The organism is Streptococcus sp. 2018037 (assembly GCF_019754195.1).
Taxonomy (GTDB): Bacteria; Bacillota; Bacilli; order Lactobacillales; family Streptococcaceae; genus Streptococcus; species Streptococcus hashimotonensis.
In genome coordinates this window covers 97316-114782 of record NZ_JAIJZQ010000002.1, presented here as the reverse complement: position 1 = coordinate 114782, position 17467 = coordinate 97316, and the positions used below count along the sequence as shown (strand labels likewise).

General features: G+C 39.0%; 20 protein-coding genes. 2 read left to right on the top strand and 18 right to left on the bottom strand.

The annotated features are described in order from the left end of the window. Position 1: 1 nt before the first annotated feature. Together K5Q29_RS01420 and K5Q29_RS01415 are read right to left on the bottom strand one after the other, a co-directional pair. Positions 2 to 1279: a pyrimidine-nucleoside phosphorylase gene (locus K5Q29_RS01420; RefSeq protein WP_044755075.1), complete on the bottom strand. Its 1278-nt coding sequence runs from the start codon at positions 1277 to 1279 to the stop codon at positions 2 to 4. Continuing rightward, a complete protein-coding gene (locus K5Q29_RS01415; protein WP_024405804.1) occupies positions 1276 to 1866 on the bottom strand; it encodes a class I SAM-dependent methyltransferase in 591 nt (196 codons plus the stop codon). Before K5Q29_RS01415 ends, K5Q29_RS01420 begins: the two co-directional genes overlap by 4 nt. 108 nt (positions 1867 to 1974) lie before the next feature. Between K5Q29_RS01415 and coaA the strand changes: the two genes are divergently transcribed. Further along, positions 1975 to 2895 carry a type I pantothenate kinase gene (coaA, locus tag K5Q29_RS01410; protein WP_002935283.1) on the top strand — a complete coding sequence of 307 codons (921 nt, stop codon included), beginning with the start codon at positions 1975 to 1977 and terminating at the stop codon, positions 2893 to 2895. A gap of 58 nt (positions 2896 to 2953) precedes the next feature. Further along, entirely contained in the window at positions 2954 to 3202 is a 249-nt protein-coding gene (gene rpsT / locus K5Q29_RS01405; RefSeq protein ID WP_012027069.1) for a 30S ribosomal protein S20, read from the top strand. 266 nt (positions 3203 to 3468) lie between these two features. Here the strand turns inward: rpsT and K5Q29_RS01400 are convergent, their stop codons facing one another. The 16 genes from K5Q29_RS01400 to K5Q29_RS01325 all read right to left on the bottom strand — a co-directional run bounded on the left by K5Q29_RS01400 (position 3469) and on the right by K5Q29_RS01325 (position 17445). After that, entirely contained in the window at positions 3469 to 4698 is a 1230-nt protein-coding gene (locus K5Q29_RS01400) for a transglutaminase domain-containing protein (protein WP_105139912.1), read from the bottom strand. Positions 4699 to 5066: 368 nt separating this feature from the next. Beyond that, positions 5067 to 6446, bottom strand: coding sequence for a cell wall metabolism sensor histidine kinase WalK (locus K5Q29_RS01395; RefSeq protein WP_105139913.1), 1380 nt, complete (start codon positions 6444 to 6446; stop codon positions 5067 to 5069). After that, entirely contained in the window at positions 6439 to 7110 is a 672-nt protein-coding gene (locus K5Q29_RS01390) for a response regulator transcription factor (protein WP_024400692.1), read from the bottom strand. The genes K5Q29_RS01395 and K5Q29_RS01390 overlap by 8 nt, the downstream gene beginning before the upstream one ends. A 193-nt stretch (positions 7111 to 7303) precedes the next feature. Next, positions 7304 to 7711 (bottom strand): hypothetical protein, encoded by a 408-nt coding sequence (locus K5Q29_RS01385; RefSeq protein ID WP_105139914.1) that lies wholly within the window; start codon positions 7709 to 7711, stop codon positions 7304 to 7306. 165 nt (positions 7712 to 7876) lie between these two features. Beyond that, complete coding sequence (gene phoU, locus K5Q29_RS01380; protein WP_002937611.1) at positions 7877 to 8533, bottom strand: phosphate signaling complex protein PhoU; 657 nt, start codon at positions 8531 to 8533, stop codon at positions 7877 to 7879. 28 nt (positions 8534 to 8561) lie between these two features. Next, positions 8562 to 9320: a phosphate ABC transporter ATP-binding protein PstB gene (gene pstB, locus K5Q29_RS01375; RefSeq protein WP_002937614.1), complete on the bottom strand. Its 759-nt coding sequence runs from the start codon at positions 9318 to 9320 to the stop codon at positions 8562 to 8564. An 11-nt stretch (positions 9321 to 9331) separates the two neighbouring features. Beyond that, on the bottom strand, positions 9332 to 10135 hold the full coding sequence (gene pstB, locus K5Q29_RS01370) for a phosphate ABC transporter ATP-binding protein PstB (protein ID WP_002940866.1): 804 nt from the start codon (positions 10133 to 10135) through the stop codon (positions 9332 to 9334). A 24-nt stretch (positions 10136 to 10159) separates the two neighbouring features. Further along, a complete protein-coding gene (pstA, locus tag K5Q29_RS01365; protein WP_002937616.1) occupies positions 10160 to 11047 on the bottom strand; it encodes a phosphate ABC transporter permease PstA in 888 nt (295 codons plus the stop codon). After that, positions 11037 to 11954, bottom strand: coding sequence for a phosphate ABC transporter permease subunit PstC (gene pstC, locus K5Q29_RS01360; protein WP_044678150.1), 918 nt, complete (start codon positions 11952 to 11954; stop codon positions 11037 to 11039). The genes pstA and pstC overlap by 11 nt, the downstream gene beginning before the upstream one ends. A 2-nt stretch (positions 11955 to 11956) precedes the next feature. Beyond that, positions 11957 to 12826: a phosphate ABC transporter substrate-binding protein PstS family protein gene (locus K5Q29_RS01355; RefSeq protein WP_024389000.1), complete on the bottom strand. Its 870-nt coding sequence runs from the start codon at positions 12824 to 12826 to the stop codon at positions 11957 to 11959. Positions 12827 to 12963: 137 nt separating this feature from the next. Then, positions 12964 to 14265 (bottom strand): RsmF rRNA methyltransferase first C-terminal domain-containing protein, encoded by a 1302-nt coding sequence (locus K5Q29_RS01350; protein ID WP_221876863.1) that lies wholly within the window; start codon positions 14263 to 14265, stop codon positions 12964 to 12966. Further along, positions 14265 to 15023, bottom strand: a complete 759-nt coding sequence (locus K5Q29_RS01345) for an inositol monophosphatase family protein (RefSeq protein ID WP_105139916.1) — start codon at positions 15021 to 15023, stop codon at positions 14265 to 14267. Before K5Q29_RS01345 ends, K5Q29_RS01350 begins: the two co-directional genes overlap by 1 nt. Further along, entirely contained in the window at positions 15013 to 15291 is a 279-nt protein-coding gene (locus K5Q29_RS01340) for a UPF0223 family protein (protein ID WP_024379624.1), read from the bottom strand. Before K5Q29_RS01340 ends, K5Q29_RS01345 begins: the two co-directional genes overlap by 11 nt. Positions 15292 to 15305: 14 nt before the next feature. Then, positions 15306 to 15707 (bottom strand): Spx/MgsR family RNA polymerase-binding regulatory protein, encoded by a 402-nt coding sequence (locus K5Q29_RS01335; protein ID WP_009909989.1) that lies wholly within the window; start codon positions 15705 to 15707, stop codon positions 15306 to 15308. Between the two features lie 75 nt (positions 15708 to 15782). Continuing rightward, positions 15783 to 16529, bottom strand: coding sequence for a potassium channel family protein (locus K5Q29_RS01330; protein WP_029176613.1), 747 nt, complete (start codon positions 16527 to 16529; stop codon positions 15783 to 15785). After that, a complete protein-coding gene (locus K5Q29_RS01325; RefSeq protein ID WP_105139917.1) occupies positions 16522 to 17445 on the bottom strand; it encodes a bifunctional riboflavin kinase/FAD synthetase in 924 nt (307 codons plus the stop codon). The genes K5Q29_RS01330 and K5Q29_RS01325 overlap by 8 nt, the downstream gene beginning before the upstream one ends. Positions 17446 to 17467: the final 22 nt, after the last annotated feature.

Sequence of the window (17467 nt, the reverse complement as noted above, 5' to 3'; positions counted from 1 at the left end):
ATTAAGAAATAATCTCGATGATTTCTTTCGTTTTTACACTTTCTTTATCTATTTTAACATTTTTTTGGAAATTTGTAAGCATGTTTTCCGAAATATTTTCATTGGCATAAATCGTTGCGATTTGTTCGCCTTTAGAAACAGCTTCCCCCACTTTCTTATGGAAAACAATACCTGTTTCATAATCTAAATTGTCAGTCTTGACTGCACGACCTGCACCAAGTTTCATTGCAAAGAGACCAAATTCCAAAGCAGGAAGCCCCACAATATAGCCATCCTCTTCCGCAAGAACTGGAACTTGCTGTGTAACCTGAACTGGGCGATATAAATCTTCTAAGTCACCACCTTGAGCACGGACCATCTCTTCAAATTTCTTCAATGCTGCACCATTGTCAATATGTTGGCGTACTTCTTCAATGCTTTTCTCAACATTAGCAAGCCCCAACATAATTTGGGCTAGTTCACAGATAAATTCGGTAACATCTTCTCGACCTTTACCCTGTAAAATTTCAATAGCCTCTAAAATTTCCAAACGATTTCCAATCGAAGTTCCAACTGGTTGAGACATGTTAGTTAAAACAGCAACTGTCTTACGACCAACCGCCTTCCCAAGATCCACCATGGTTTGAGCTAGAACCCGTGCCTCTTCAACAGTCTTCATGAAGGCACCTTCTCCCACCGTGACATCTAGAAGAATCGCATCCGCACCTGCGGCAATTTTCTTAGACATTACCGAGCTGGCAATCAGCGGAATAATGTCAACGGTTGCTGTCACGTCACGAAGGGCATAGAGTAGTTTATCAGCTTTGACAAGATTATCTGACTGACCAATAACCGCAACACCAGTATCTTGAACTTGCTTGATGAAATCTGCTTGGCTAACTTCAATCTGGTATCCTTTGATTGACTCTAACTTATCCAAGGTTCCACCAGTATGACCAAGCCCACGACCGCTCATCTTTGCAACTGGAATATCAAAACTTGCTACCAATGGCGCTAAGATGAGTGTAACCTTATCTCCGACACCACCTGTAGAATGCTTATCTACCTTGATGCCTGGAATTGCAGACAAATCAATCTGTTCACCCGTTGCAACCATGGACATTGTCAAATCAGAAATCTCACGTGTTGACATCCCTTTAAAATAAATCGCCATCGCCAAGGCTGACATTTGATAATCCGGTACTGTCCCAGCTACATATCCATCAATCAACCATTTGATTTCTTCAGACGATAGTTCTAAGCCATCACGCTTTTTTTGAATTAAATCAACTGCTCTCATTCTTTCACACTTTCAAGGATGTAGTAACCCTTATCTTTCTTTATAATCTGGCAGTTGCCGAACACCTCTTCCATCTTAGCTTTAGCACTCGGAGCACCTTGTTTCTTTTGAATGACAATGGACAAGGTTCCGTGTGCCTCTAAGCGTTGAAAGGCCCCAGCAATTACTTCATGTACAACCGATTTTCCGGCTCGAATAGGTGGATTTGAAACAATATGATTGAATGTTTCGTCCACGTTTTCGTAGATATTGGATTGATAAATTTTAGCGATAACACCATTCCTCTCTGCATTTTTTGTAGCTAAATCCAAAGCTCTGCTATTAATATCAATCAGTGTTGTCTTGGTGCTAAACACCTTAGCAAGTGTCAAACCAATTGGTCCATAACCACAGCCAACATCCAACACTGATGCCCCTTTTTCAAAATAAAGGGTTTTTAAAAGCACTTGACTACCATAATCAACCATCTTCTTGCTAAAAACACCTGCATCTGTCATGAAAGACATTGGGGTGTCTAGTAAGTTTACGTGGATTTCATGAATATCATGTGCTATTGTAGGATTTTTTTCGTAATACATATTGGACATGTACTTATTATAACATTTCCTAAAAACGTTTTCAAGAGTTTTTCTTACATGAAAAATATGATAAAATGAAATCGATATTGAAACGCTTACCTATAGGAAGAATTATGTATGAAAAATGAATTTTTAAATTTTGAACAAATTGACCGAGCCACTTGGCAACAACTACATCGTAAAACTACCATTCCACTTAGTCAAAGCGAACTAAATTCTATTAAAAGTTTTAACGACCGCATCCAATTACATGAGGTTTCTGACATCTATCTTCCTTTGGTTAATCTTATCCATATCTATCGGAAAGCACGCAAAGACCTAAATTTTACGAAGAGTTTATTTCTACAGAAAACTATCAAGCCTCAACCATTTATCATTGGCGTTTCTGGAAGTGTTGCTGTCGGCAAATCAACAACTAGTAGATTGCTGCAAATTCTTATCGCTCGGACATTTAAACACGCCAAGGTTGAATTAGTGACAACGGATGGATTTCTCCATCCAAATGCGGTTTTAGAAGAACGGCAACTGTTAAATAAAAAGGGGTTTCCTGAGTCCTATGACATGGAGAAATTGATTGATTTCCTTGATAAGATAAAAAACGGCTACGACTGCCAAATTCCTGTCTATTCACATGAAATCTATGATATTGTCCCCAACAAAACTCAGGAGATTAAGTCTCCAGATTTCTTGATTGTTGAAGGAATCAATGTATTTCAAAATCCACAAAACCAGCGCCTCTATGTCAGTGACTATTTTGACCTATCTATATACGTTGACGCTGATGTGGAACATATTGAAACCTGGTACTTGGAGCGATTCCAAAAATTATTGACATTGGCAAAAAATGACCCTAACAACTATTACCATCGTTTTACCCAAATGACATACCCTGAGATTCTATCTATTGCCCAGAATACTTGGAAAAACATTAATCTAGCTAACTTAGAAAAATTCATTGAACCAACCAGAAACCGTGCTGATATTATTCTTCATAAGGCCGAAAACCATGAGATTGATAAAATTTATCTAAAAAAATAAATTTCACTTGTCAAAAATACTCTTTTCAGATATAATGGTATAGTTAGTACAAGAAAGGGTGGAGGTGAAACCATTGGCAAACATTAAGTCAGCTATCAAACGCGCTGAATTGAACGTTAAACAAAACGAGAAAAACTCAGCACAAAAATCAGCTATGCGTACTGCAATCAAAGCATTTGAAGCTAACCCATCTGAAGAGCTTTTCCGTGCTGCTAGTTCAGCAATCGATAAAGCAGAAACTAAAGGTTTGATTCACAAAAACAAAGCAAGCCGCGATAAAGCACGTCTTGCATCAAAACTTGCTTAATTAAAAAAGAAACCTTTGGGTTTCCTTTTTTTTTATTTTTTCCATCATAAGGAGGCGGGACAAAGTGGATTAGTTTTTCCCTCGATGAATAACATCATTAACTCGTCAACCACAAAGCCCTCACTAAGATTATACACCTAGTGAGGGCTTTGTGTTCGTTTTCATTATTCTGTGGGTGAAGGCGGAGCCATCATGGATGTCTTTCTCGCTCCCTATTTTTTTTATTATTAGGGAAGAACACGTTCCTTAAGATTCAAACTAATTCGTTAGAACCAATCTGCCAGTTCAAATGTATAGGTTTGATCATTATAATAGTACTGATACTCTCCTACATCGCCCAAAGCCTGAAAAATAGCATTATTTTCAGTAGAGACCAATGTAATCATTTGTTGCATTGCTTCTGCTGTTCCGAATTGCAAGACCACTTTATCCGTACCTTGTAGTCGCTGATCAGTGATAGACTGTAAAATTGCTGCTTCATCAAAGCTTGTGAAATAGACTCCCTTTTGAACATAGTAATTCAATGAATTATCTGTGCACTTTGGATAGGTCAATGCTCTAGGTTCGTAATATTGTTCTTCTCCCCAGTAGTCGAGGAGGTCGGTATCAGCAATTCTACTTCTCTCTAAGATTTCATCAGGCACACATAGATAATCGTATGAAATATCTGTATGCGCTTCTCCACTTATAGCTTGATCAAAAACTGGGTCTCCCCAAGTCGTATCAACACCATAGTATTGTCCATTTATCTTGACCAGATTCCAAGCATGCCCAAACTCACCGTTTTGCCCATTTTTTGCAATCCCTGTAACATAAATACAATCAATACCTGCTTTTTTACATAGATATTGGAAGGTGCGACTATAGCCGGCACAAACCGATTTCTTATCTAATAGCACGCTGGTAATTCCTTGACTTCTCCAGGTGACAGATTTGGTCTGCAGGGCTTCAAGGTCGTAATCCGTTTGCTTTATAATCACCTCGTAAAAATATTTAACCTTCTCATAGTCCGACCCTTTTGGTGTCTGAGCAAGTATCTTATTCACTTCATCTTCTATTTTATTTTGTGTCGGAGATAAATCACTCGGATACACCGGCTCTTCTAAATCCAATATATCAATTCCACCAGCCATTGCTGCTTCATCTGTTAGCCAGTAAAATTCTGGATAATCATGGGCGACAGAAAAATAGACGCGCGAATATATTTCATCATTAACAGAATCAATATCGATCACTTGCATCCGCTTGCTGAGTCCATTAACAAATTGGAGATAGACACGACGTTCCTTATCAGTATCCAATTGTTGGTAGTAAAAATTTCCTTGAACCTCTTCTTTTAATGCTGTTAATTCTGCTTCTAGTTGCTTTTTTTCTTTAGAAAATTCAATTTTAGCTGCTTCCAAACGTTCACTTAAATTTTTCCCTCCTCCTGAACAAGCAGAAAGGACTGTCGCCGATAATAATATTGTTAAAATGCCACGAGAAACTTTCCTCATATTTACCTCCATTCTTGTTTAAGTATAACATAATTAGGAGGCATCTGACAAACTACACAAAACAAAAAGGGAGTGGAAAGAATTCAATAGATCGAAAAAGAGTTCCCCGAACTGTTTCACTCCACTGAACTATTTTGACATAAACTTCGTTTGTTTTATTTCCTCACTCAAACAGTCACTACTCTGACTGTTTGACCTCCCACCCCCGTATAGCTCCAAAGGTTCCCCGAACCTTTGGAGGCTGGAGATAGAGCGAACAGAATTCGCTACAAAACTATCTGGGAGACAGTTGGAAGTTGGAAATAGAGCGAACTTTGAGAAGAAAGGCTGGACTTTTTACCCAGCCTCTAATCTTGATGAATGGTTAGTTATTTGGGTAAACGTACCTCAAAAATAGTTCCTTTCGGTTGGTTATCTCTCACAGAAATCTCACCATCTAAATTCTTAATAATTTGTTGAGCTAAAGATAAACCTAAACCAAATCCACCTTTTTGACGTGTTCTAGCCTTGTCAACTCGGTAAAATCGATCAAAGATTTTCTTTTTATCGGCATCGCTGATTCCCAAACCATTGTCAATAACTGTAAAACAAACTAATTTGTCCTTGATATTAGCTGCTATTTGAATTGTCCCATCATCATCGGTATACTTCATAGCGTTGTCAAACAAAATGGTGAGCAACTGTTTAATCAAAACCTTGTCTGTTCGAATTGGCTGATGAATCAAATTATTAACTGTTAGAGTTTTTCCATTTTCTTCGGCAATCATAAGGTAATTAGCAAAGATTTCATCAAAATAGTTGGGTTGGACATCGATCATATCGACTTTTAAGCCATCATCACGACGAGCCAAATTAAGTAAATTTGTTGTCAATAGTCGCATATTTCGCACTTCTTCTAAACTAGATCCGATGCTTTCACTACTTTCCAAAATAGTTGTCTCGGGATGACGAAATAGACTTTCCAGGCGATTTTGAAGAACTGCCAACGGTGTGCGTAACTCATGACTAGCATTTTCAACGAAGTCTTTTTGTTTTTGATAACTGATTAGGATTGGACGCATGCTAATATTCGATAGGTAAATACTTGCTAGTATAGAAATCAACCAAGCTGATACCATAACAATAGCAACTGTCGATTCATAGCTCTCAATAGAAGATTTAATTTGGCTGACATTCACCAAAATTGTCGCATATTTTATATCATAGGACGAATAATAACCTAGTTCATCTGTAGCCAGCCCAATCGTTATATAGCGATAATCTTCAGACATACCAAAACTTGATTCAACCGTAGTTTCCTTAATTTCACCCAATTTTTCCTTGTCTAATGATAGGTCGGCCAAACCAGTAAAAGTATCTGGATTAATCATCTCTCCGCTTTTACTATAGAGTAAAACATGAGTATTGGCACCTAATCTCAGCTGAGCTCCAGCTCTAGTATTTTTTTGATTTTTAGGAACAGACATGCTATCTGAACTAGAGCTCGTAGTTTCTTCACCAGTTGGACTATCTTGAAGGATAAATACAGAATTGGGCTCATAGGTTCTTGCGATTGCAAAACCAACAGCCAGCGCTGGTTCTTTCTTAATGCGTTTCAAGGTGTTATCTGAATTTTGGTACATAGTTGAACGCATTAATTGAAAAATGATGGCTGTCATTAAACCAAAAATCAGAGTAAATACTGCAAAATAACGGATAAAGAAAGAAAATTTATCCGTGTACATTAATTTTTTAAATCGCTTAGGCATTTTTTAGAATGTATCCGACACTACGCAGGGTTTGAAGATTTTCCCCAAAAGTCGTTCCTTTCAACTTTTTCCTAATTTTAGAAACATATACTTCTACTACTGAAATTGTAGTATCACTGTCAAAGCCCCAAATACGGTCAAAAATTTGTGTTTTTGGCAAAATAACATTTTGGTTTTGCAAGAAATAAACTAGTAGGTCAAATTCTTTTCCTAGCAGTTCAACTTCTTCGCCATTTACCATCGTCATATTTGTAGATAGGTCAACTGTCACATCTCCAAAGGTTAGTGTGTTTTCATTAAACTTACCCGCTCGTTTTAATAGAGCTTGAATTCGCATCTTCAATTCTTCTAAATAAAACGGTTTTGTCAAGTAGTCATCAGCTCCCAATTCAAAACCATGGCCTTTATCCTCTAGACTTTCCTTGGCTGTTGTAATCAGAACTGGTGTCGTAACCCCCTTTTCACGTAACTCTTTCAAGACTTGAAAGCCATCTTTGTCAGGCAACATCAAATCCAAAAGAATCAAATCATAAACGCCTGTTTCCGCCTCATAAACGCCCTCCTCACCATCAAAAACCTGCATAACATCTGCAAAATCATCTAAGAAATCGAAAACAGAATTTGATAGACTTAAATCATCTTCCACTAACAATATTTTAATCATCATACACTTCCTTACATTTCGGTTTAATAAATAAACCAAAGACCTGGGACAGGTCACGGTCTTTAAGAGAAATGGTTAGATAAAGTACTACTATGACCATCTGAAAAATGAATGATAAGGTAGTCTTTATCTAACTATTTATTGATACGAGTTCATTATATCATGGAATAAGTAAAAATCGAAATCTCAATATTTATTGATTAGAAGAACTACTATCTCCTGAAATTTGAGATTTAATTTCTTGATTCCTCTTTTTTAAAGCATTCACTTCATCAGAAGAAGTACTCGAGTTTGACTGGGTTGCTCCACTTGTTGCATCAGGAGGGGTTGTACCTTGGCTAGGGCCTCCTTGACCTGGTGGCATACCTTGAGGTGCTCCACCCTGTCCTGGTGGCATACCTTGGGTATTCGCAGATGCGGCTACCTGTCCATTCGTTGCTGCAGAATTATTTTGCGCCAAACTTGCCTGACTTTGTGTTGAAACTCCTGTTGAGCTTTTCGAAATACTCATTCCCCCTGCAAAGCCCAAGGTAGCAGCTGAAATAGCAACAGCAGCTAGTACTGTTTTTGACTGTGACTTAAATTGATTAATAAATGACATGAAATTCCCATTTTCAATAGAATATTATCAGAATGAGACCCGTTAAATAACTCCTCTTTACCTGATGATAATAGTATAGTATTGAAAACTTAAAACAAGCTAAAGAAATTCAGCATTTTTTATAAAAGTCCATTACACAAAAAGAAGCCCTCTCGGACTTCTGAATTACAACTCTGTAATATCACCTGTGCGTAGATAAACAACCCACTCACAAATATTTTTAGCATAATCACCGACACGTTCCAAGTAGGTTAAAACTTGGTAATAGTCGCGACCAGCAACCAAGGATTCTGGATTCTTCTTGATTTCTTCCGTTGTCAATTCTTGAATAGTTGAATAGAATTCATTGACAACCTCATCACGTGCTGCTACTTCATAAGCGCGCTCCATATCAGCATCACCTAAGTAGAGTTCCAAAGTTTCTTCTACTAATTGACGAACTTCACGTCCCATTTTCTTGATTTCTTCTTCAACTACTGGGATGCGAACTTCTCCCTTCATACGGATAGCTGCTTTAGCAACTGAGACTGCATGGTCTCCCATACGCTCCAAATCACTAGTTGCTTTCAAGACTGTAATAACGCGACGAAGATCTGTTGAGACGGGTTGTTGGAGAGCAATGATTTCAAGTGATTTTTTCTCTAATTTCACTTCGAAAGCATTGATTTTCTTATCTGCTTCAATGACTTCTTTTGCTAATTCACGGTCATGAGTTGTAAAGGCACGAACAGCATTATTAATCTGAGCCAATACTTCATTTCCCATGGCGTAAAATTGGTTATGAAGTTTTCCTAATTCCTCTTCAAATTGAGCTCTTAACATGTGAACCTCTTTCTTTTTCTTATAGGCCTTAGCCGAACTTACCTGTAATGTAGTCTTCTGTTTCTTTATTGGCAGGATTCAAGAACATTTCTTTTGTCAAATTGTATTCTATCAAATCGCCATCAAGGAAGAAACCTGTTCGATCTGAAATACGTGATGCCTGTTGCATAGAACGTGTTACTAGCACCATTGTATACTTATCTTTCAGACCATAAAGGGTGTCCTCAATTTTACCAGCCGAGATTGGGTCAAGGGCTGAAGTTGGCTCATCCAACAAAATAATTTTTGGGCTTGTCGCCAATACGCGGGCTACACATACACGTTGCTGCTGACCACCTGAAAGTCCAACTGCTGAGTCATGTAGACGATCTTTCACTTCATTCCAAATAGAAGCACCAATCAAGGAACGCTCAACTGCTTCGTCCAAGACCTGCTTGTCCTTGATACCATTGATACGTAGGCCATAAACGACATTCTCGTAGATAGACATCGGGAATGGGTTTGGTTGTTGGAAGACCATACCGATTTCCTTACGAAGATCAACAGTATCCGTACGAGGACTGTATATATTCTTTCCGTTGTAATCAATCGCACCTGTCAATGTTACCTCTGGGTTTAAATCTCCCATACGGTTAATAGAACGTAAGAGGGTTGACTTACCAGAACCAGATGGTCCAATCAAAGCAGTAATTTCATTTGGATAGAAATCGATTGACACATTATTCAAGGCTTTTTTCTTGTTATAGTAAACAGACAAATCTTTTACTTGTAAAATAGGTGATGTCATTTGTTTCCTTTCTATCCAAAATGTCCTGAAACGTAGTCACTAGTTGACTTGAGTTTTGCATTCTGGAAGACGTTTGCTGTCTTATCATATTCAATCAAGTCACCCAGATAGAAGAAAGCTGTGTAATCACTTGCACGAGCTGCTTGTTGCATATTGTGCGTAACAATGATAATGGTGTAGTCCTTCTTCAATTCAAACATAGTTTCTTCTAACTGCATAGTCGCAATCGGGTCCAAGGCTGATGCGGGCTCATCCATAAGCAAGATTTGTGGTTTTACAGAGATAGCTCGTGCAATACACAAACGCTGTTGCTGTCCACCTGATAAGGTAAAGGCTGACTTGTGCAAGTCATCTTTTACCTGATCCCAAAGTGCCGCTTGTTTCAGAGAAGTTTCAACAATCTCATCCAAAACCTGCTTATCTTTCACGCCTGCACGTTCATGTGCGAATGTGATGTTACGATAAATAGATTTTGCAAATGGGTTGGGACGTTGGAATACCATTCCGATATGCTTTCGAATTTCGTAAACGTTCATATCTGGTCTGTTAATATCGATTCCTTCATAAAGAATTTGACCGGTTACCTTAGCAATATCAATAGTATCATTCATACGATTAAGACTGCGAAGATAGGTTGATTTCCCACACCCCGATGGTCCAATCAAGGCTGTAATTTTATTTTTTTCGAACTGCATATCAATGCCCTTGATTGCTTCATTTTTACCATAGTAAACATGAACATCTTTTGTCGAAAGGGCGATATTCTCCTCTGGAAAAGTAATGATATGGCGTTCATTCCAGTTGTAATCTGCCATTTTTTCTCCTTATAAGTCAGACTTCTAGGCTGCTGAAGTCAGTTTCGCATGAAGTTTCTTACCGATATATCGTGCAGAAAGGTTGAAAATCAAGATGAAAACCAAGAGAATTGCTGCTGAACCAGCAGAAACTTGGGTTGCATCTGGGATTGTACCTTCGCTGTTTACCTTCCAGATATGAACCGCAAGGGTTTCTGATTGACGGAAGATAGAAATTGGACTAGTAACACTCAATGGATTCCAGTTTGACCAGTCAAGAGCTGGAGCTGACTGACCAGCCGTGTAGATAAGAGCTGCTGCCTCACCGAAGATACGACCAGATGCCAAGACGATACCTGTTACAATCCCTGGAAGTGCTTCTGGAATAACAACATGGAGAACAGTTTCCCAACGTGATAGACCAAGAGCCAATCCTGCTTCACGTTGTGTATGGTGAACGTGACGAAGGCTGTCCTCTACGTTACGCGTCATCTGTGGTAAGTTGAAGACTGTAAGAGCCAAGGCACCTGATAAGATAGAAAAACCGTACTCAAACTGAACAACGAAAATCAAGTAACCAAACAAACCAACGACAACGGACGGTAGGGATGACAAAATCTCAATACAGGTACGGATAAAGTTAGTCAATGGACCTTTTTTAGCATATTCAGCCAAATAAATACCTGCACCGGTTGACAAGGGAACAGAAATTAAGAGCGTTACCACCAATAGGAAGAATGAGTTGTAGAGCTGAATTCCAATACCACCGCCAGCTTTGTAAGATGAAGATTTACTTGTCAAAAAATCCCAGCTTACATGTGGCAGACCACGTAGCAAGATATAAAGAATCAGTGACGTCAAGATAACGACAATCACACCAGCGATTGAGTAAAGAATACCAGTCGCCAATTTATCAAATTTTTTAGCGTGCATAGTTTTTCTTACCCTCTCTTGTAATAAATTTCATAACCATGTTAAAGATAAGGCTCATCAAGAGCAAGACTAGGGCCAAGGACCATAGGACGTTGTTCTGAACAGTTCCCATAACCGTATTACCGATACCCATTGTCAAAACAGAAGTCAAAGTCGCTGCTGGCGTTGTCAAGGAAGTCGGGATAACCGCTGAGTTACCAACTACCATCTGAATAGCCAAGGCTTCACCAAAGGCACGCGCCATACCAAAGATAACGGCCGTAAAAATACCTGGCTTAGCCGCGTTCAAAATAACACGCCAAATCGTCTGCCAGCGGGTAGCTCCCATAGCCAAACTTGCTTCGCGGTAGTGACGAGGTACTGCACGCAAACTGTCAACCGTCATAAAGGTTACTGTTGGCAAAATCATAACGAAAAGTACAAATACACCCGACAAGATACCGAAACCTGTTCCACCGAAGATTGAACGTACAAATGGCACAACTACTTGCAAACCAATGAAACCATATACAACCGATGGAATACCAACCAAAAGTTCGATAACAGGTTGTAAGATTTTTGCACCACGTTTTGGTGATATTTCTGTCATGAAGACCGCTGCACCGATTGCGATAGGGGTCGCAACAACAGCTGACAGAATCGTAACAATGAAAGAACCTGAAATCATTGGCAGGGCACCAAATATTTTCGAGCTTGGTTCCCACTTGCTTCCAAATAAGAAATCAGTGATGCTCACACCGTCAACAAAGAAAGTCGATAATCCACGCTGCGCAACGAAAATCAAAATCATTGCAACAATAAAGACAATCAATGATAGACAAAGGAATGTAATTACCTTACCAAACTTCTCTAATCGAGAATTTTTAGATGGAGACGATAACTCTTTTGCTAGTTGTTCGTTTTTCATGCTTACTCCTTCTCAGACACCGTGCCATCAGCACTTTTCACAACTTTCATATCGTTGATAGAAATGTATCCCATACTTTCAACGATACCATTTTGAACTTCATCTGACATCATGTAATCTAAAAATTCTTCTGTCAAATCAGTCGCTTTTCCCATCGTATACATATGCTCATAGGACCAAATTGGCCAATCATTTGTTGCTACATTTTCAGCGGTTGGTTCAAAACCGTTTAGCTTAATTGTTTTAACGGAATCATCTAGATAAGCAAATGATAGGTAGGAAATTGCACCTGGTGTCTGAGCAACAATAGATTTTACCATACCGTTAGAATCTTGTTCTTGACTCTGAGCTGCGGTTTTTCCATCCATGATAACACTATCAAAGGTCGCACGTGAACCTGAACTAGCTGCACGGTTAATGATTGAAATTTCCAAATCCTTACCACCCAGTTCTTTCCAGTTGGTAATCTCACCAGTAAAAATTTTACGCAGATCTTCTGTAGTAATATCTTTAACCGATACTTGCTCATTTACAATAACGGCCAAACCAGCTACTGCTACTTGATGGTCAACAAGTTTACTTGCATCAATACCATCTTTTTCCTCAGCAAATACGTCAGAGTTACCAATCTGAACAGCTCCAGACTGAACTTGTGACAAGCCAGTACCTGACCCTCCACCCTGAACGTTGATGGATTTACCGATATTGACACTACCAAATTCATCTGCTGCTGCCTCAACAAGTGGTTGAAGCGCTGTCGAACCTACGGCTGTAATAGACTCTCCTCGATCGATCCAAGAAGAACAACCTGAAAGAGCCATACTACTCAAAAGAAACAAAGCTGCAATTCCAAGCTTCTGCTTTTTTTTCATTTCGTTTTTTCCTTTACATTTTTCAGTGGAATCTCCTAAAATTAACTCTGTATTTTACATAGAATTTACAAGATATTTCCACTCATCCACTATATCATATAAAAAGACAAGTTGCAAAAAAAATTTGCTGATTTATTTTAAAATCTCAGCCCTTTTGGAAAGCCATTTTTAAGCGTTCCAGATACAATTTTTGCGAAACCAAGACCGTTCCCCTGGACTGCTACCTGATACCAGCCATTAGCTAAATCCTTGGACACAGCTATTGTATGTCCAGCAGTATAGGACGAGAATTCTTCTGAGCTGATTTCCACTCGATTTTTAACCTCCGAACTATGGAGTGCTAGACCTAAAGCAAAACTTGGTTCAAATCTTTTTTTCTTAAACGTCCCCAAGTGAAGGCCATTTCGAGCAATCTTTACTTTTGACAAATCAGGAAGGCCGTGTGGCAGTAGATAGAGATTGTCGCCAAAAACCTGCAGTAAACCATCCAATTGAACCCTTAAATGCTTCTGTTCAAATTCTTTCCAGAGAGATTGCTGTTCTCTATTCAAATTGGATTTCCCTGGTTTTAATTTTTTCTGACTAACTTCCCCTAGAAATCTAAATTTGGCAACGAACTGACCTTCTCCTGCAAAATGGTGGGGATACATACGAGCAACTTCTGTATAACCGATTCCTTCTACCATTCCATTGATTTTAGGAATGTCTATTAGTTCCAAATCATACTGTTCTAAGAGCCACGTCACTACTTCTTCATTTTCCTCTGGTGACCAAGTGCAAGTAGAATAAATCAATTGACCACCTGGAGCCAACATGTTCAAGGCCGATTCTAAAATCTCTCTTTGTAAGCTTGCACATTGTGCTGGATAATGTTTGGACCAATATTGAATCGCATCAGGGTCTTTTCGAAACATCCCTTCACCTGAACAGGGAGCATCTAGGACAATCATATCGAAATATCCTGGAAAGATCTTTTCCAAGCGGTCTGCTGATTCATTTGTTACAACAACATTTCTCGCTCCGAAACGCTCAATATTTTCAGCCAAGATTTTTGCTCGTTTGTTGGAAATTTCATTACTAACCAAGAGCCCCGTATTTTCTAAGTATGAAAGCAAGTGAGTAGACTTTCCTCCTGGTGCTGCTGCCAAGTCCAACACTTTCATCCCTTTTTCCGGAGCTGCAATCTGACCGACAACCTGTGCAGCCGGCTCTTGTGAGTAGACTAAGCCAGTTACATGTTCTGGAGACTTTCCTGAGACCTTACCATAGTATGACCAAGTCATATTAGGGATTGGTTGCTCAAAGTCCAATTGGCTTTCTTTAAGAGGATTTGTGCGAAATCCTGAGATTGGGTCTTGTTCGAAACTCTCAAAAAATGCTTGGGCTTCACTACCAAGCAAATGATTATATTTATCTATAAAATCCTGTGGCAATTGCATTAGAATATATACCCCTTCACTTCCTCAAGATGGGATTCTGATACTAGCATGACAAACTCTCGTTTATCATAGGCCAGACTCGGACCATCAAAACTTAACATGACTAAACCTAAAGAGGAACCAATAATACTGGCTGCTGCGTAGTCCCATGGACACAGATAAGAAGCATAGGCAAATAATCTTCCTTCCAGAACGTGGGCGAAACCAATTCCCGCACTTCCTACAGATCTTGTACCTAAACTTTGATTTGCTAATTCTGCCACTCCATGTGCATTGGCTGCATACAACTGTGCATTGACTCCTATCAAACTCTGGCGAAGAGGGCGCAGCTCTGGTTTCTTTAAGCGTTCTTGATTGCAATAAACAGGGAATGAGTCTCCTCCATGGAAAAGTTTGTCTCGCATAACATCATAAATGATCCCGAACTTTCCTACTCCATTTTCAAAATAGGCAATCATAATGGCAAAATCAGTTTTCTGAGCAATAAAATTTGTGGTGCCATCAATTGGATCAATAACCCAAACATTTCCCTCATGAATAGAAGAAACGTCTCCACCTTCCTCACCTAAAATCCCATCACCTTGATAGCGAGATTGAATCTGTTGAGTCAGCATTTCTTGCACTTGTTTATCAAGGTGCGTTACCAAGTCTGTAAAGTCACCTTTTTCTTCAATCTGAAGATCATCATGTAGATGCTGTCGGAGAAAATTTCCAGCCTCCAGGACAATCGTTTGGGCAAAGTGATACTTAGTTTCCAAAACGAATAACTCCTTTCCCCTTATCTCGAGCAGCCTTAACAACTCGATAGGTTGAATAACCAGAAACTGCTTCAAAGTCACGATCAATTTGACGTTCCTGTCCCTTACTTTTAACAACATCTTTAAAGCTTTTATAACTAGCTAATATAGCTACCGCATCTGCTCCTTTTTCATAAGCCGCCTCCACCTGATTCAAAAAAGAAAGCACGGAGGAAATCTCCTCTGTGCTCCACGAAAAATCAAGTGGATATGAATAATTTTTGTTCATATCTTTTATCTTTCTTATCCTATTTCTGCTCTCAATGTAGCATTTTTTAGTTCTTGTTTGCGGTACTTCCGCGGAAGAAATGCACGAATTTCATCTTCGTTAAAACCAATCTGCATCCGCTTCTCATCCAAAATAATCGGACGCCGTAAGAGACTCGGATAGGTTTCGATTAACCCAATAAGCTGCTTCACAGAAAGCTCATCAACATCAATATCTAGTTTCTGAAAAACTTTTGAACGGGTAGAAATCAAGTCATCTGTCCCATTTTCTGTCAATGCTAAAATGTTCTTTAATTCCTCAGCAGTTAGAGGGCTAGTCATAATATTGTGCTCAATAAAAGGGACTTCGTGACTTGTCAGCCAAGCACGAGCTTTACGACAACTGGTACAACTCGGTGACAAAAATAAAGTAATCATGTCTTCCATCCCCTCTAAAAACATTTTTCTTCTTACTTATTATACTCTAACTTAAAAGAGTTTTCAATAGTAAATCTAATCTCTTCCCTGTAATTCACCTAATTTTTCTAAAGATTCTATTTTTTTCTCTAAGCGTAATAATGTTTCGTTTTGTTCATCAATTTTCGCCATCAAGATATCCAACTTCGTTTCTCGCTCTGTTTCAGAGAAAAAACGAGTTATTGTGGAGGTAACCATACCAAAAGTACAAATACCAACCAACATCAAGAGGATGGCTATAATTTTAGAAATCGTATCTTGGGGGACAATATCTCCATACCCTACAGTTGTCATCGTTACAATGGACCACCAAAGTGCATCGAAGAATGATTTTCCTTCAATCACTGATAATAAGACACTTGAAACTAGCACTGCTGAGCTATTTAGCATCAATACCTTGGATAAACTGTTGGTATGCAAAAGCTTGTTGATTGTATCCCAGAATCGATTAGACAGGGCAAATATTCTCGTTACTTTGACCAATCTGAAGAGTCGTGCAAGTCTTCCCAAGCGAAGAAAACTGAAGAATGAATCAAATGGAATAATGGCAATTAATTCCAAGATATGCCCCTGTACATATTCAAGTATGTCATCCGCATAATAAAGCTGAGCAAAATAATCGCAGACAAAAATAAACCACAGGAGCCAATCCAGTACCCGATAGCCACTAGAATTGGCAATACTAGCATCCATTAATTCAAGTACGATAAGAAATACATAGACTACAGCTATGTAGGTCATAGCCTTCTCATAAAAAGGATGACGAATTAATCGTTTAAGCATGTTTTCCCCATTGCAAGGCAAATTCCTCATCAGATTTCATCTGCTCCATCAAACCTTCAATCCCATCAAATTTGACCATATCTCGAATTTTTTCAAGCCAAAAAATAGTTATTTTTTCTCCGTAGATAAAGCGGTCAAACCCAAAAATATGGGCTTCTATCCGCATCTCAGTTCCATCAAAGGTCACATTTTTCCCAACGCTTGTCATAGCTCGATAGCGTTTCCCATCTACTTCGACATCAGCGACGTAGACTCCCTCAAATGGTAAATGGACACGGTCAAAAGGAGCCAGATTTGCAGTCGGATAACCAATAGTGCGCCCTCTGGCATCTCCATGAACAACAATTCCCTCCGTCATAAATGGATAACCTAAAAGTTGATTAGCTAGAGAGACATCCCCTGACTGGATAGCCTGACGAATGCGAGTTGAAGAAACTTTCTCTCCGCCCAGGCTCACTTCACTTACAATTTCTACCTGTCCATCAAATAGCTCTGTCAAATCTTTGACATCTGCTCTGCAATTCCCAAAATGATAATCAAATCCAGCAACTAAGACTTGTGCATTCAACCCCTTAACATACCGCTCAATAAATTCTTCTGGAGTATTACTGGCAAATTCGCTAGTAAAATCAGTCAAAATAAGATTATCAACACCATATTTTTTCAATAAGAGGTAACGTTGCTCTTGACTAGTCAAATGCAGTAAAAGTTCTGGGCTAAAGCGAGAAAAAGCCAACCGAGGTGACTCTGGAAAGGTCAGAACAGTTACTATCAAACCTTGCTCATCTGCTACTTTCCTTGCTCGATCAAGTAAAGCTTTGTGCCCAAGATGAATCCCATCAAAGTAGCCTAGTACTAAAACCGTCGGCTCCTCTTGATTCAATTCACTATAATGTTTAAGTGTTCTAATGTTCATGTTTTCTATTTTATCACAGTTA